Origin of the sequence: Acetobacter ghanensis (assembly GCF_001499675.1) — a bacterium.
Lineage (GTDB): Bacteria > Pseudomonadota > Alphaproteobacteria > Acetobacterales > Acetobacteraceae > Acetobacter > Acetobacter ghanensis.
Genome location: NZ_LN609302.1, coordinates 108,724 through 121,989, shown reverse-complemented (window position 1 = coordinate 121,989; position 13,266 = coordinate 108,724). Strand labels below are relative to the sequence as shown.

Sequence of the window (13,266 nt, the reverse complement as noted above, 5' to 3'; positions counted from 1 at the left end):
CGAGGGTGCGCGTAAAAGCTTGAAGGACGGGAACAGGAAGGCATGATGATCAGGCGCGGAGTGATGGTGGCCCTGGTTCTGGTGGTTGCGGGGTGTTCTCCCGACCACATTGCCAGCAAAATATCGGGGCGGGAGTGCAGCGCTGGTTATATTCAGGAAGGGGAGGACTGGTGTGCACCGCCTGAGCGGCCGCCAGCCCCGCAACCTTACTGCACACAGAGCTGGAATGGCGTGGATTGCTGGGCCCGCCCGGACCTGATGCCAAACGTAGCGCGTGAGGTGGCTGAAGGCCCAACAGGGCTGACGCAGGACCAGAACGCACAGCGGCTGAACATGTCGGTCAAAAAGGCGCCACCAACAAACGCCTATTATCCATAATACAGGGTCCGTCTGGCGCACCGGACCCAAGGATTAAGGCAAAAGCTGGAGTGGGTCTGGTGTTGCAAGGTTGTACTTTTAATGTGGCACAACAGGCCCTTGATGTGTTTATGGCTATACGGCAGCCAGTTTACCTTGACGGGCATGACAGGGCGATGGCAAGGCCATGGTTTGGCGGAGCCGCGGAGTATATGGATGCTGAAACGTCTGGAGAGTTGTGTTGTTCCCCATTTTTCCATCGTGACAGCGTAGCCGTTCCCATATGAAAAATTTTCTGACAAGTCTCAAGGCTCTGGGCCGCACGCAGCAGATTGCGCTTGGTGTTGCAGGGGCAGCCCTACTGGGCGTGCTGACGTACTTTGCCTTTTACGCCGGTGGTGGGGCCAGTGCGCTGCTTTATGGTGATCTGGACCTGACCGAGGCGGCCGAAATGGCCGATGACCTCGCCAAGGCCCATATCTCCTTCACTACCAGTCAGGACGGCACCCGCATTTTTGTGGCCAAGGACAAGGTTGCCAGCGCCCGCCTGCTGCTTGCCAAGGATGGCCTGCCCAGCGGCGGTGCGGTCGGGTACGAGCTGTTCGACAAGAGCGGCACGCTGACCAGCACCCAGTTCGAGCAGTCCATTAACGAGACCCGCGCCATGGAAGGGGAGCTGGAGCGCTCCATCCGTCTGCTGCACGGTGTGCGGAATGTGCGGGTGCATCTGGTTCTGCCGCACAGAGACCTGTTTTCTACCGAGACCAATCCCTCGCAGGCCAGTGTGGTGCTGGATATTGGCCGGGCTGGGCGTATGGCGCCCGATGGCATTCAGGCTATTCAGAACCTTGTTGCCGCCGCCGTGCCGGGCCTGCGCCCGCAGAACATCTCCATTGTGGATACGCGGGGCGACGTGCTGGTCAAGCCGGGTGACCCGGATAGTCTGGCCGGGCAGGAATCGCAGCTTGAAAAACAGCGCCACGCCGAGGAGCAGCGCCTTGCGCAGGCGGTGGAAGACATGCTGGTGCCCACGCTGGGTGCAGGGCATGTGCGGGCCCGTGCCGCTGTGACCATGAACACAGACGAAATTCATGAAACGGACGAAAGCTATGACCCGAACCAGCAGGTTCTGCGGTCGCAGCAGACCAGTTCGGATAAGAGCGTCAACACCGAATCCAGCCCCAGCACCACGGTGGGGAACAACCTGCCGAACGCCAACGCCAATCAGGACAACAAGACCGGTTCCACCAATGACCGGGAAGAAGAGACCAACAATTATGAAATTGGTAAGCGGGTCCGGGTTGTAAACCAGTCGCGCCCACGTGTTGCGCGTGTCAGCATGGCGGTGCTGGTGGACGGCACCATGACCAAGGACAAGAGCGGCAAGGAAGTCTGGACCCCGCTCGATGATTCCGAGCTGGAGCGGATTACCACGCTGGCACAGACCGCCGTGGGCTTTGATAAGGCCCGTGGGGACGAAGTGCGCGTTGTGTCCATGCGGTTCATGCCCGATGGCGGGTTTGACTTTGCTGGTGGCCATACGGACTACTTCAGCCGCGAAATGCTCATTTACGTGGCCGAGTGGGTTATTCCCATTCTGCTGGTTCTGGGTGCGCTGTTTATTGGCCTGCGCCCCATGCTGCGCCGCACCGGTCTGGTTACTCTGGTTACCAAGGAAGTCGAAGGGCAGGAAAAACTGCTGGCGGGTGCAGAGGGTGGCGGCATGGTCATGGGTCCCAATGGGCAGATGCTGCCTCCGGGTACCACCGTGGCCGAGGATGGCACCGTGGTGGATATGGATGGCGTCAAGGGCAAGCTGCGGCAGGAAGCGCTGGATAAGGTCGCCGATCGCTTTGAAAACAACCTTGATGAAACTGTCCTGATTATCCGGAGCTGGCTGGCGGCCCCGGATCCGAAGAAGGGAGCCTAGGCCATGTCCGAGACCGCAGCAGCCCCCGCCGGGCAGCAGCAGCAGGAAGAACCTGTTGTTCATGACGAGACACGGTACCTGACTGGCAAGCAGCGGGTTGCCATTCTTCTGCTTGCCGCCGGGCGCGAGCGGGCGGCCAAGGTGCTCAAACAGTTGCAGGAAGACGAAGTCCGCGATGTGTCTGTGGCCATGGCGGGGCTGGGGCTAGTCAGCGCCTCGGTTGTGGAGGAGGTGTGCGCCCAGTTCTCCAAGAACTTCGAATCGTCCGAAGGGCTGGTGGGCACGTACGAAACCACGGAAGAACTGCTGCGCAAGGCCCTGTCGGGCGAGCAGGTCGACAAGATCATGGAAGAAATCCGTGGTCCGGCCGGCCGCACCATGTGGGACAAGCTGGGCAACGTGCAGGAGGCCGTTCTGGCCAACTACCTGCGCAACGAATACCCGCAGACAGCCGCCGTTATTCTCAGCCGTCTGCAACCGGCCCATGCCGCGCGCGTGCTGACCCTGCTGCCCGAGGACTACGCAACCGAAGTGATGATGCGCGTCCTGCATATGGAAACGGTGCAGCGCGAGGTGCTGGACAGCGTGGAGGCTACCTTGCGGTCCGAATTCATTTCCTCCCTTGGTCGTTCGGCCAAGCGCGACAGTTACGAACTGCTGGCCGAGGTGTTCAACAACTTCGACCGCAAGACCGAAACCCGCCTCATGGCCTCCATGGACAAGCGCAACCACGACGATATGGAAAAGGTGAAAGCGCTTATGTTCACCTTCGAAGATATCAAGCGCCTGCCGCACGAGGCCCTTATGCGCATTGTGGCGCAGGTGGACCGCGAAAAACTGCCGCTCGCCCTCAAAGGCGCGTCCGAGACCGTGCGCAAGATGTTCTTGCAATGTATGTCCAAGCGCGCTGGCAGTATTCTGCTGGAAGAAATTTCCGCCCTTGGCCCTGTGCGTGTGAAGGATGCTGACGCGGCACAGGTCGATATTGTGACCATCATCAAGAACATGGCCAATGCGGGTGAAATTGATCTGACCGAAAATGGCGGCAACGACGAGATCATTCCATAATGATGGCGCTGGCGCTCTTCCGGTCTGGCGGGTGCCGCATGGCGGCTGATGGCGCTTCCTCCGGGGGAGCGGCGGGAGCGCCCGTACGCACCTATCCACGGATTATGGATCTGGAGGATTTTGGCGCGCCAGACACACCACCTCCCGCCGAGGAAGAAACGCCAGAGGACGAAAAGCCGCCTGAGCCGCCACCGCCTGACCCCAATATTGTCAGCATGACGCGGGATGAGCTGGCCGCACTCCAGCAGACCGCGCGGAACGAGGGGCACGCCGCTGGTGCTGCAGAGAAGGATGCGGAGCTTCAGGCATTTTACACCACTTGCCTGTCCGAACTGACAGAGGCCTTTAAGGCGGAAAACGCCCGACGGGATGAGGCGCTGTCCAAGGCCTCGCAGGTTTTTGTGGCAACGGTGGTGGAGATTGTGCAGGCTCTAACCGCGCTGGATGGGACGGTCCTGCAAGGGATGCAGCGGGACCTTCTGGCTGATGCAGCCAGCTTTGCCCGTGAGTGCGAGGGGGATGTAACGGTCCAGTGTAGCCCGACCGATCTACCGCGCCTGCAGGCAGCTTTGCAGAATGAAGGCGGCGTGCAGGTTGTGCCCGTGTCGGATATTACGCGGGGCACCATACGGATTTCCACAGCAGCCAACACCATTGTGATTGACCCAGTGCAGTGGCGTAAAAGCATGGCTGAAAAAATTGTTGCCAGTGTAACGGCTCTTGCGCGCCAGCGCATGCAGCAGAACACTGGGCAGGCATAAGCAGGCGGAGACAATCATGAGTACAGACAACACCGATATCGGGCTTGAGGATTTCGCCACCAGCGCGTCTGCGCCGGATGCCGCCGCAACCGCCGCACCGGCAGTGGATGGCAAGGATGTGGACGAAGCCCAGAAAGAGGCCGTTTACGATATTCCGGTCAAGATTACGGCGGTTATTGGTACGGCCACCATGCCGGTTAACCAGTTGCTGCGCCTTGGCCGCGGGGCCGTGGTGGAGCTGGACCGCAAGCTGGGTGAAGCCGTGGATATTTACGCCAACAACCGCCTGATCGCCCGTGGCGAAGTGGTGGTGGTTGATGACAACCATATTGGCGTGACCATGACAGAAATCCTGTCCTCCTCCGCCACCAACGGTTAAGCCCTTTGCCCGGACCCGGTACAGCAACGGCCACAACCACCTTGCAACCGGCCGCGGCCGGGCTGGGTGCGGGGTCTTTTGTTGTGCCGGTCATAACCTGCATTGTGGCGTTTGCAGTTGTGATCGGGCTTATCTTTCTGTCCCGCTATGGCCTGAAGTTTCTGGAGCCCTACCTGCTCAGGGGGCGGCAGACGCCCAATCTGGCGGTGATGGAAAGCGTTGCCGTGGACCAGCGCAGGCGGGTGAGCGTTATTCGCTACGGCCAGCGCAAAGGGTTGATCCTGACCGGCGGGGGCAACGATGTGTTCATGGGCTGGGTAGAGGAGACGGATACGCCGCCCCCGGCCCCAACGCCTGCCACATCCCCTCATATGCCGGACCGACCCTCTTTTCTGATGCAGAAGCGGAGCCCCAAGCGTTGACAGTTCCAGCCTTTACAAGACGTGGCGCATGGTTTGCGACTTTGGCGCTGTGTGCTCTGGCTGTTGGTGTGCTGGCCGGTATTCCGGTCGTGGCCCATGCCCAGTCCATTGCGCTGGACCTTGGCAAGGGCGGGGACCCGGGAACAACAAGCCGCATTATTCAGCTAACCGCTCTGCTGACCGTGCTTTCGCTAGCACCCAGCCTGCTGGTTATGGTTACGGCGTTTACCCGTATTATTGTTGTGCTTTCGCTCCTGCGCGGGGCCATTGGCGCACAGGGCACGCCCCCCAATACGGTGCTGATCGGGCTTGGCCTGTTCCTCACATTTTTTGTCATGCAGCCAACATTCGAACAGTCCTGGGTGCAGGGCATTGCCCCCATGATGGACGGTCAGGTGGAGGAAATGGAGGGCCTTAAGGCCGCGGCAGAACCGTTCCGCACGTTCATGCTGGCGCATGTGCGCCCGGCTGATCTGGCAACGTTCCAGCATCTGGCCAATGTGGCGCCTGCCGCCACCCCGGACCAGACCCCGTGGCGCGTGCTTATGCCTGCCTTTATGGTGGGGGAACTCAGCCGTGGGTTCGAGATGGGGTTCCTGCTTTATCTGCCGTTTCTGGTCATTGATATTGTGACCTCCAGCGTGCTGATGAGTTTGGGGATGATGATGTTGCCCCCTGCAACCATATCCCTGCCGTTCAAGCTTATTTTCTTTGTTATGGTGGACGGCTGGCAGATGGTGGCTGGTGGGCTTGTCCGCAGTTTTGGCGGGTGAATACTACGGCGCGGGCTTAAGGTCTGCGCCGCTCAGGTGCTGTGGTTGTTTTTTTAATAGTGTTGTCATTAACCGTACTGTTCTGGTACTTTTTCATTCCCTGATAATAATAAATAGTCGCATATAGCGTGTTGAACCCTTTTATATTGCACGGTTTTTAGAAATTGCAGTGGGGTTACAGGCTTGCTCATTGCCATAAAAAAGCTATCATTCGCCACAGGGCTGTATCAACCCGACCGGGCTACTGGATGCTGGTTGGGGGTGGTTTTGGCGCTAGAATGTTGTTTTTATATGATTTTATTCGCCCGGAGGGATAAGGCGGGCTGTCCGCAGATCGAACGATCTTCTGTAAAGACATCCAGTCATGAACGCGGTATGAAGGCGCAGGCTTGTCTGGTCCATGTGTCTGGATAAGAACGGATTATCTGCTTTTGACCTCAAGGAGCGTCTTCTGGGCGTTTCCTGATTTTTGTGAATGTGCAGGGGGGGGCCATTACGGCCATAACTGACCGGTGTTCTGTTCCGTCTGACGGGCACCCCGCCGGTGGTTGCCACGCAAGGTACCCCAACAATATGAAGGAAGTTGCACTGATATGCTGCAATGGCTGAACAAGGACGCTCCGTTCCGCGATAAGATCCGGGTTGTGATGCTGTGTCTGGAAGCATATTTCATGTTCCAGATTATTGTGGAGACGGTTGGCTTTTTCTGGCACGCGCCAGCCCATTACACGTATATCATCAACATGGCGGCCCTTATTTTTGGGCAGCTTGTTGTGCTGCAAATCTGGCGCTGGTTTACAAGCCTGATTACCGAACCGGTTGAAAAACTGGTGACGATGGGGGAAGAGCTAGGCTCCGGCGTATCACACACCAGCGTTCCCTTCCTTAAAAACAAGGACTGTGTTGGTCGTCTGGCCCGGATTATTGCCCGCTTCTCCCGCATGGTGGATGAGCAGGCAACGGCCCGCGAGCGGCAGGAAAAAATGGCGTCCGAAATTCAGGGTGCACTCAGCAATAGTCAGGACCGGGATAAGCACACCCATCTGGTTATCGAACGTTTGGGTCAGGCTCTGGCCGACATGGCGCAGGGCGACCTGCGTGCACGCATTGATGACCCGATTTTTGACGGTGAATTTGCGCCCCTGCGTGATGCGTTCAACCATTCCGCAACCCGCCTGAACGAAGCCCTGTGCGCTGTTGCCAGCAACTCCGATCTGATTTCCACCGGGGCGGCAGAAATTTCCACCGCATCCGATGACCTTGCCAAACGGACCGAAAAGCAGGCCGCCAACCTTGGGCAGGCCGCATCCTCCGTGCGGACCATTACCGAAGGCGTGCAGAGCAACGCCAAAGCCTGTGCCGATGCAAATGCCGAAAGCCAGCAGGCGCTGGAAAAGGTCAAGGCCGCAACCACCGTCATGACTGAAACCACCAAGGCGATGGACGGGATCAAAAGCTCCTCCGATGCGATTGGCGAAATTATTTCGGTCATTGATGGCATTGCCTTCCAGACCAACGTGCTGGCCCTGAACGCAGGGGTGGAAGCCGCCCGTGCGGGTGAAGCCGGGCGTGGCTTTGCCGTTGTTGCGCAGGAAGTCCGTTCGTTGGCCGAGCAGTCCGCAACATCCGCCAGCGAAATCAAACGCCTGATCTCCGTTGCCGCCGAACAGGTGACAAAGGGCGTGGATCTGGTGCAGCAGACCGGCCGCTACCTGAACGACTTTGCAGGCAGCACCCAGAATATTGCGACCCGCGTGGAAGAAATTTCCGCCTCCACGCAGGATCAGGCCCAGCGCCTGTCCGAAGTAACGTCCTCCATTGGTGGCATGGATCAGGTTACGCAGCAGAACGCCGCCATGGTGGAAGAAACCACGGCCGCCAGCCACAACCTGACTGCCGAAACCCGTACACTGGCGGCAACTCTTAGCCGCTTTAAAATGGATACAACCGCAGGGCGCTCAAACCGTGCAGCCCGTCCGGCGCTGGCCGCCCCCCGTGCGGCTGCGCGGCCCAAGCCGTCCAGCCCGGCCCGTGTGGCGGCCCCTGTATCCACCCCAACACCCCACCCGTGGCGCAGGCTCCGGCGGCAACAGCCCTGCCCACGTCATCCTCCGATGCCGGGTGGGAAGAGTTTTAATGGCCATTATTCCAGCATGTCAGGGGTCTGCGCGCCCCTGCCTGTGCGGCTGACAAGGGAGCGGACCGTTGGCTAGTGTGACCTTACCTGAACGTCTGGACACCTCTGCGGCGTTTGCCCTGAAGAGTGAGATTGAACAGGCTATTAATAGTGCTGGAGGGGAGCAGGTTGCTCTGGATGCCTCCGGCGTGACGTACCTTGGAGGCCTGTGTTTGCAGGTTCTCCTTGCCAGCAGATGCCCTCTTGTGGCGCCATCGGAGCCAGTAGTGGAGGCCTACGCCCTTTTTGGCGTGAGCGCGTGTCTGACCGAGCCGCTGGCGCCATTCAAGGAGTAATGAGGAATATGGTGGAAAAAGTGGGCATACGTGTCCTGACGGTTGATGACTCCCGAACCATGCAGGGTATGCTTCGCAAGGCTCTGGAAGGAGCCGGGTATGATGTGATTCAGGGTGGGGATGGCGTGGAAGGGCTGGAAGTTCTTCAGGCTGCCAACCCGGTTCCCAATGCGATTATTACAGACATCAATATGCCGCGCATGGATGGCTTTGAGTTTATTGAGGCGGTTCGTGGGCTGGAGCATTACAAGCATCTGCCGATTATCGTTCTGACAACGGAAAGCGATCCCGAGAAAAAGGCCAGAGCCCGTGCGGCAGGGGCGACCGGCTGGATTGTCAAGCCGTTCAGCACAGACAGCCTTGTGGCGGCCATCCGCCGGGTGACTGCCTGAAGGAGAGAGACCAGCATGAGTGGTGACATGGACGATATCCTTCTGGTTTTTTTCCAGGAGTGTGAAGAGCAGCTTCAGGAACTGGAGAGTGGTCTGTCCGCCCTTTCGGATGGTGAATCCGGTAAGGAGACAATCAACGCCGTTTTTCGCGCCGTGCATTCCATCAAGGGGGGGGCCGCATCGTTCGGTCTGGAAAACCTTGTTCGGTTTGCGCATGTGTTCGAAAGTTCACTGGACGGTCTGCGCTCCGGTCGTGTCGCCCCAACGCCAGAGATCGTCAAAACCTTCCTCAAGGCTATGGATATTCTGAGCGATCTGGTTGCCGAAGCCCAAGGTGGGGCGGCGGTTGACCAAGGTCGCATTGCGGAAAGTCAGGCCGAGCTTGAAGCTATTATTAGCGAAGGCGGCGGCGCGGCACCCCAGAAGCAGGAAGACGTCATTCCAGCCGACTTCGTGCCCGTGCCGATGGACTTTGAGCCGGTTATGGCCGACTTTGACTTCGGTGACTTTGATATACCGGAAGAACCTGCGGTCTCGTCTGCGCTTGTTGTCACATTCAGCCCGCATACGGCCATGTATGACCGGGGGGATGATGCGCGGAACCTGCTGATCGGCCTTGCTGACGTGGCGGTGGCGCATGGTGGCACCAGCACAGTAACGTGTGACACGGCAAACCTGCCTGCTCTGGCGGGTATGGAAACCGAAAAATCCTATCTGTCTTGGCGCGTGGTTCTGCCAGCCGCTGTGCCGGAAGAAAGTGTGCATACGGTCTTCGACTGGGTGAGTGACGTGTGCGATGTCACCATCACGCGTGATGGTGGGTCTGGCCCCAATGGGGGGGAGAGTGCGCCGGAGGAGGCTGCACCAGCAGCACCGGAGCCGCCAGCGGCCGCCCAGCCTGAACCCGCCAAGTCCGAGCCTGCTACCGCTGGGGTGGACCTGCAACCGCACCCTGCATCTGCCTCCGTGGCGGAAAAAATTATGGCGGAACTGCCGCCCCCGCCCTCACCAGCGGCTACGGCGCCTATTGCCGCAGGGAATACGGCTGCCGTGCGCCGCCCTGTGGAGCAGGCAACCATCCGCGTGGACCTGCACCGCGTGGATGACCTGATGGATCTGGTGGGCGAACTGGTCATTGCACAGGCCGCTCTGGAAGCCATTGGCGAGCGCGAAGATGGCGGCCAGCAGGAAATGATTAAGCGCATTGCCAGCATGAAGGCCCTGACGCGTGACATTCAGGACGCTGTTATGGCCGTGCGCGCCCAGCCTGTGCGCAGTGTGTTCCAGCGTATGCAGCGCGTTGTGCGCGAGGCCAGCTCCATGACCCACAAGGACGTGGTGCTGACGCTGGAAGGCGAGGACACGGAAGTGGACCGCACGCTGGTGGAAAAACTGTCCGACCCGCTGACCCACATGCTGCGTAACGCCGTTGACCACGGGATTGAAAGTGCCGAGGACCGGATTGCCGCAGGCAAGTCCGCTACCGGGCATATTCTGCTTTCCGCCGGGCATCGGTCGGGCCGTATTCTCATCACCATCAAGGATGATGGCGGCGGGATCAATCAGGAACGTGTGCTGGCAACGGCCGTCAAGCGCGGCATTATTGCCCCTGATGCTGTGCTGACGGACGATGAGATTAACAACCTTATTTTTGCACCCGGCTTTTCCACCGCTGCCACCGTGTCCGATCTTTCCGGCCGTGGCGTGGGGATGGACGTGGTCAAGCAGGCCATTCTGGGCCTTGGTGGGCGTGTGACAATTAGCAGTGTACCCGGTGAGGGCACGACATTCTGCCTCAGCCTGCCGCTTACCCTTGCCGTGCTGGACGGTATGCTGATTGTGGCTGCTGGTTCCACAATGGTTGTTCCGGTCTCCTCCGTGGTGGAAACCATGATGGTCAACCACAAGGACATCTACATGCTGCCAGATGGCGCCAATGTTGTGTCCATCCGTGGGGCCTGTATGCCGCTTATTCCGCTGGCGTCCGAGCTGGGGCTTGGGGGATATGGCTCGGGTGGTCTGTCCGAGGATGACGTGATTCTGGTGGTAGAAAACGAATCTGGCGCCCGCGCGGCCCTGATTGTGGAGGATATTCGCGATCAGGCTCAGGTCGTGATCAAAAGTATCGAGAAGAACTACCGCCAGATGCCCGGCGTATCCGCTGCGACCATTCTGGGGGATGGCAGCGTCTCCCTTATTCTGGATGTTCCCGCACTGGTTGCAAATGCTCTTGGACGGATTGACACAAGGCCGTCCGATGTTCGCACAGGGCTTGCGGCGTAAACAGAGACCCCATCAGACGATCTGTATTTGAGTAGGAAAATGGACATGACGGACGAAGCCGGAGCGGACGCCAAACTTGTAAAAATGATCGTGTTTGCTGTGGGGGAACAGGAATACTGTATTCCTATCCTGAGCGTGCGCGAAATTCGTGGGTTTGAAAAAACCACGGCCCTGCCTTTTGCCCCGCATTATGTCTGCGGCGCCATTAACCTGCGTGGCATTATCCTGACCGTTATTGACCTTGCGGTGTACCTGAATGTGGAACCGCAGGCCGATAACCCCCGCCGGGTGGTTATTATTGTTGAGTCCCGCAACGGCACGGTCTGTGGCCTGCTGGTGGACCGCGTGATTGATATGGCGGATGTGAATCTGGAAGACATTCAGGCCGTAGCCGAGGAAGACAGCAGCCTGAGCGGTCTGGTCATGATTGCAGACCGCATGATTGGTGTGCTGCGTCTGGAAGTGGTTGTGGGCCAGCTGGTAGGCGGGATGCCTTCCTGATGGTTGTGGATACACGGTCCACGGCTGACCCGGAGTATACCGACGCAGACTTTCAGATGGTTCGGCGGATTGCCAAGCATGAAGCGGGTATTTTTATCCCCGAATCAAAAAGTACGCTGGTGTATTCGCGTGTTTCCCGCCGTGTGCGGGAAAGTGGGATGCCCTCCTTCCACGCCTATCTGAGCTTTGCGCAAAGCCCTGCTGGCCGGGCGGAAATGGAAAAGCTGATCTGTGCGTTGACAACCAACGTCACCAGCTTTTTCCGCGAACGGCCGCACTTTGTGCATATGGAACAGAACGTTATGCCGGGGCTGGAGTCCCGTCTGCGTAGTGGCGGGCGTGGGCGCATCTGGTCTGCTGCCTGTTCGACCGGGCAGGAGCCGTGGAGCATCGCCATGTCCGTGATGTCGTCTTTCCCCGAGGCGGCATCGTATGACATGCGTATTCTGGCGACCGACATCAACTCCAACGTGGTGGCGCAGGCCTCGGTCGGTACCTACATTGAGAGTGAGACGGACGGTATTTCTACTGCACAGAAAAACCAGTTCATGCGCCCCGATGACCGCGGAAACCTGTCTTTTTACGGCAATATCCGCACGCTGCCCGCCTTCAAGGTGCTTAACCTGAATGCGGACTGGCCCATGCGGGGGCAGTTCTCTGTTATTTTCTGCCGTAACGTCGTTATTTATTTTGATGAACCTACGCGTGAGCGTCTGTGGGGCCGTCTGGCTGACAAGCTGGAAAGAGGCGGGTTCCTGTATGTTGGGCACTCGGAAAAAGTGGCCAATCCCCGCCAATGCGGCCTGGAGCAGGTTGCTCCGACCATTTACCGGAAGGACAGCTGATTTATGCTCAAACCCGTAAGAGTGCTGATTGTTGATGATTCCCGTACAATCAGGGCGCTGATCAAACGGTCCTTTGCGCAGAATCCGGATATTGAAGTCTGTGGCGAGGCGGCAAACCCGCTGGAAGCCCGCGACCTGATTATTAAGGACCAGCCGGACGTCATTACCCTGGACGTGGAAATGCCGGGGATGAACGGCCTGCAGTTTCTGGAAAAAATCATGCGGCTGCGGCCCATCCCGGTTGTCATGGTGTCCAGCCTGACGGCCAAAGGGGCGGATACGGCCATTACCGCGCTCCAGATGGGGGCGTTTGACTGCTACCCCAAACACAATGCCGCACCGGGGGAAGACGCATTTGCGGGCCTTGGGCGGCTGGTTGTGCTGGCGGCCCGCTCGCAGCCGGTGGCCAGAACGCAGCGCCGCACCCCTCCGGCCCCCGTTGGCCATGCCAGAACAACATGGGGCAACGCGGTGGATCTGGTGGCCATTGGCTCCTCCACAGGTGGGGTGGAAGCACTGGAGGAAGTGCTTTCCGGCTTCCCCGAAAAAAGCCCGCCAGTGGTGATCTGCCAGCACATGCCTCCGTTGTTTACGGCAAGCTTTGCAAACCGGCTGAACCAGTCCATGCCTGCACTATCCATTGCCGAAGCGCGGGATGCGGAAGCCCTGCTCCCCGGCATGGTCAGAATCGCGCCCGGTGGGGACAGGCACATGGTGGTGGAAGCCAGTGGTGGCAAATACGTGACAAGGCTGGTAAGCGGCCCGCCAGTAAGCGGGCATTGCCCCTCGGTGGATGTGCTGTTCAAGTCCGTTGCCAAAAATGCAGGGCGGAATGCGCTGGGTATTCTGCTGACCGGCATGGGGCGCGATGGCGCGGAAGGACTGCTGGCCATGCGGCAGGCCGGAGCCTTTACAATCGCGCAGGACAAAACGTCTTCAGTTGTTTATGGAATGCCACGGGTCGCAGCCGAAATTGGTGCAGCCTGTCAGGTTGTGCCGTTGCGCCAGATCAGCGCTGCGGCAATGGCCATTCATACACGCTGACCGCAAAAAAATGGGCGGATATAACCGCCTGCTGTATCT

Annotated in this window: 14 protein-coding genes; all 14 read left to right on the top strand. The window is 59.0% G+C overall.

Features of this window, described 5'->3' with window-relative positions; genetic code table 11:
- The first annotated feature begins 42 nt into the window (after positions 1-42).
- The 14 genes from AGA_RS00605 to AGA_RS00540 all read left to right on the top strand — a co-directional run bounded on the left by AGA_RS00605 (position 43) and on the right by AGA_RS00540 (position 13,227).
- Complete coding sequence (locus tag AGA_RS00605; RefSeq protein WP_059022564.1) at positions 43-378, top strand: hypothetical protein; 336 nt, start codon at positions 43-45, stop codon at positions 376-378.
- Positions 379-640: 262 nt separating this feature from the next.
- On the top strand, positions 641-2,287 hold the full coding sequence (gene fliF, locus AGA_RS00600) for a flagellar basal-body MS-ring/collar protein FliF (protein ID WP_059022563.1): 1,647 nt from the start codon (positions 641-643) through the stop codon (positions 2,285-2,287).
- 3 nt (positions 2,288-2,290) lie between these two features.
- Complete coding sequence (gene fliG / locus AGA_RS00595) at positions 2,291-3,355, top strand: flagellar motor switch protein FliG (protein ID WP_083503490.1); 1,065 nt, start codon at positions 2,291-2,293, stop codon at positions 3,353-3,355.
- Positions 3,355-4,116 carry a FliH/SctL family protein gene (locus tag AGA_RS00590; RefSeq protein WP_059022562.1) on the top strand — a complete coding sequence of 254 codons (762 nt, stop codon included), beginning with the start codon at positions 3,355-3,357 and terminating at the stop codon, positions 4,114-4,116. The genes fliG and AGA_RS00590 overlap by 1 nt, the downstream gene beginning before the upstream one ends.
- A 16-nt stretch (positions 4,117-4,132) precedes the next feature.
- Complete coding sequence (fliN, locus tag AGA_RS00585; protein WP_059022561.1) at positions 4,133-4,495, top strand: flagellar motor switch protein FliN; 363 nt, start codon at positions 4,133-4,135, stop codon at positions 4,493-4,495.
- Between the two features lie 41 nt (positions 4,496-4,536).
- The gene (locus AGA_RS00580) at positions 4,537-4,917 is read left to right on the top strand and encodes a flagellar biosynthetic protein FliO (RefSeq protein WP_083503489.1); all 381 of its coding nucleotides are present in this window, start codon (positions 4,537-4,539) and stop codon (positions 4,915-4,917) included.
- A gap of 41 nt (positions 4,918-4,958) precedes the next feature.
- A complete protein-coding gene (gene fliP / locus AGA_RS00575) occupies positions 4,959-5,690 on the top strand; it encodes a flagellar type III secretion system pore protein FliP (RefSeq protein ID WP_059024548.1) in 732 nt (243 codons plus the stop codon).
- A 593-nt stretch (positions 5,691-6,283) separates the two neighbouring features.
- Positions 6,284-7,903, top strand: a complete 1,620-nt coding sequence (locus AGA_RS00570) for a methyl-accepting chemotaxis protein (RefSeq protein WP_231945866.1) — start codon at positions 6,284-6,286, stop codon at positions 7,901-7,903.
- Position 7,904: 1 nt separating this feature from the next.
- On the top strand, positions 7,905-8,162 hold the full coding sequence (locus tag AGA_RS00565; RefSeq protein WP_231945864.1) for an STAS domain-containing protein: 258 nt from the start codon (positions 7,905-7,907) through the stop codon (positions 8,160-8,162).
- A gap of 8 nt (positions 8,163-8,170) precedes the next feature.
- Positions 8,171-8,554 carry a response regulator gene (locus AGA_RS00560; protein ID WP_059022559.1) on the top strand — a complete coding sequence of 128 codons (384 nt, stop codon included), beginning with the start codon at positions 8,171-8,173 and terminating at the stop codon, positions 8,552-8,554.
- Between the two features lie 15 nt (positions 8,555-8,569).
- Positions 8,570-10,837, top strand: a complete 2,268-nt coding sequence (locus AGA_RS00555; RefSeq protein WP_059022558.1) for a chemotaxis protein CheA — start codon at positions 8,570-8,572, stop codon at positions 10,835-10,837.
- A 45-nt stretch (positions 10,838-10,882) separates the two neighbouring features.
- On the top strand, positions 10,883-11,338 hold the full coding sequence (locus AGA_RS00550; RefSeq protein WP_059024547.1) for a chemotaxis protein CheW: 456 nt from the start codon (positions 10,883-10,885) through the stop codon (positions 11,336-11,338).
- On the top strand, positions 11,338-12,183 hold the full coding sequence (locus AGA_RS00545) for a CheR family methyltransferase (RefSeq protein WP_059022557.1): 846 nt from the start codon (positions 11,338-11,340) through the stop codon (positions 12,181-12,183). Before AGA_RS00550 ends, AGA_RS00545 begins: the two co-directional genes overlap by 1 nt.
- Positions 12,184-12,186: 3 nt before the next feature.
- On the top strand, positions 12,187-13,227 hold the full coding sequence (locus AGA_RS00540) for a protein-glutamate methylesterase/protein-glutamine glutaminase (protein WP_059022556.1): 1,041 nt from the start codon (positions 12,187-12,189) through the stop codon (positions 13,225-13,227).
- The last annotated feature ends 39 nt before the right edge of the window (positions 13,228-13,266 follow it).

Coding starts and splice junctions, on each gene's coding strand:
- AGA_RS00605 (WP_059022564.1), top strand. CDS start 43: ATGATGATCAGGCGCGGAGTGATGGTGGCCCTGGTTCTGGTGGTTGCG.
- fliF (WP_059022563.1), top strand. CDS start 641: ATGAAAAATTTTCTGACAAGTCTCAAGGCTCTGGGCCGCACGCAGCAG.
- fliG (WP_083503490.1), top strand. CDS start 2,291: ATGTCCGAGACCGCAGCAGCCCCCGCCGGGCAGCAGCAGCAGGAAGAA.
- AGA_RS00590 (WP_059022562.1), top strand. CDS start 3,355: ATGATGGCGCTGGCGCTCTTCCGGTCTGGCGGGTGCCGCATGGCGGCT.
- fliN (WP_059022561.1), top strand. CDS start 4,133: ATGAGTACAGACAACACCGATATCGGGCTTGAGGATTTCGCCACCAGC.
- AGA_RS00570 (WP_231945866.1), top strand. CDS start 6,284: ATGCTGCAATGGCTGAACAAGGACGCTCCGTTCCGCGATAAGATCCGG.
- AGA_RS00560 (WP_059022559.1), top strand. CDS start 8,171: ATGGTGGAAAAAGTGGGCATACGTGTCCTGACGGTTGATGACTCCCGA.
- AGA_RS00555 (WP_059022558.1), top strand. CDS start 8,570: ATGAGTGGTGACATGGACGATATCCTTCTGGTTTTTTTCCAGGAGTGT.
- AGA_RS00550 (WP_059024547.1), top strand. CDS start 10,883: ATGACGGACGAAGCCGGAGCGGACGCCAAACTTGTAAAAATGATCGTG.
- AGA_RS00545 (WP_059022557.1), top strand. CDS start 11,338: ATGGTTGTGGATACACGGTCCACGGCTGACCCGGAGTATACCGACGCA.
- AGA_RS00540 (WP_059022556.1), top strand. CDS start 12,187: ATGCTCAAACCCGTAAGAGTGCTGATTGTTGATGATTCCCGTACAATC.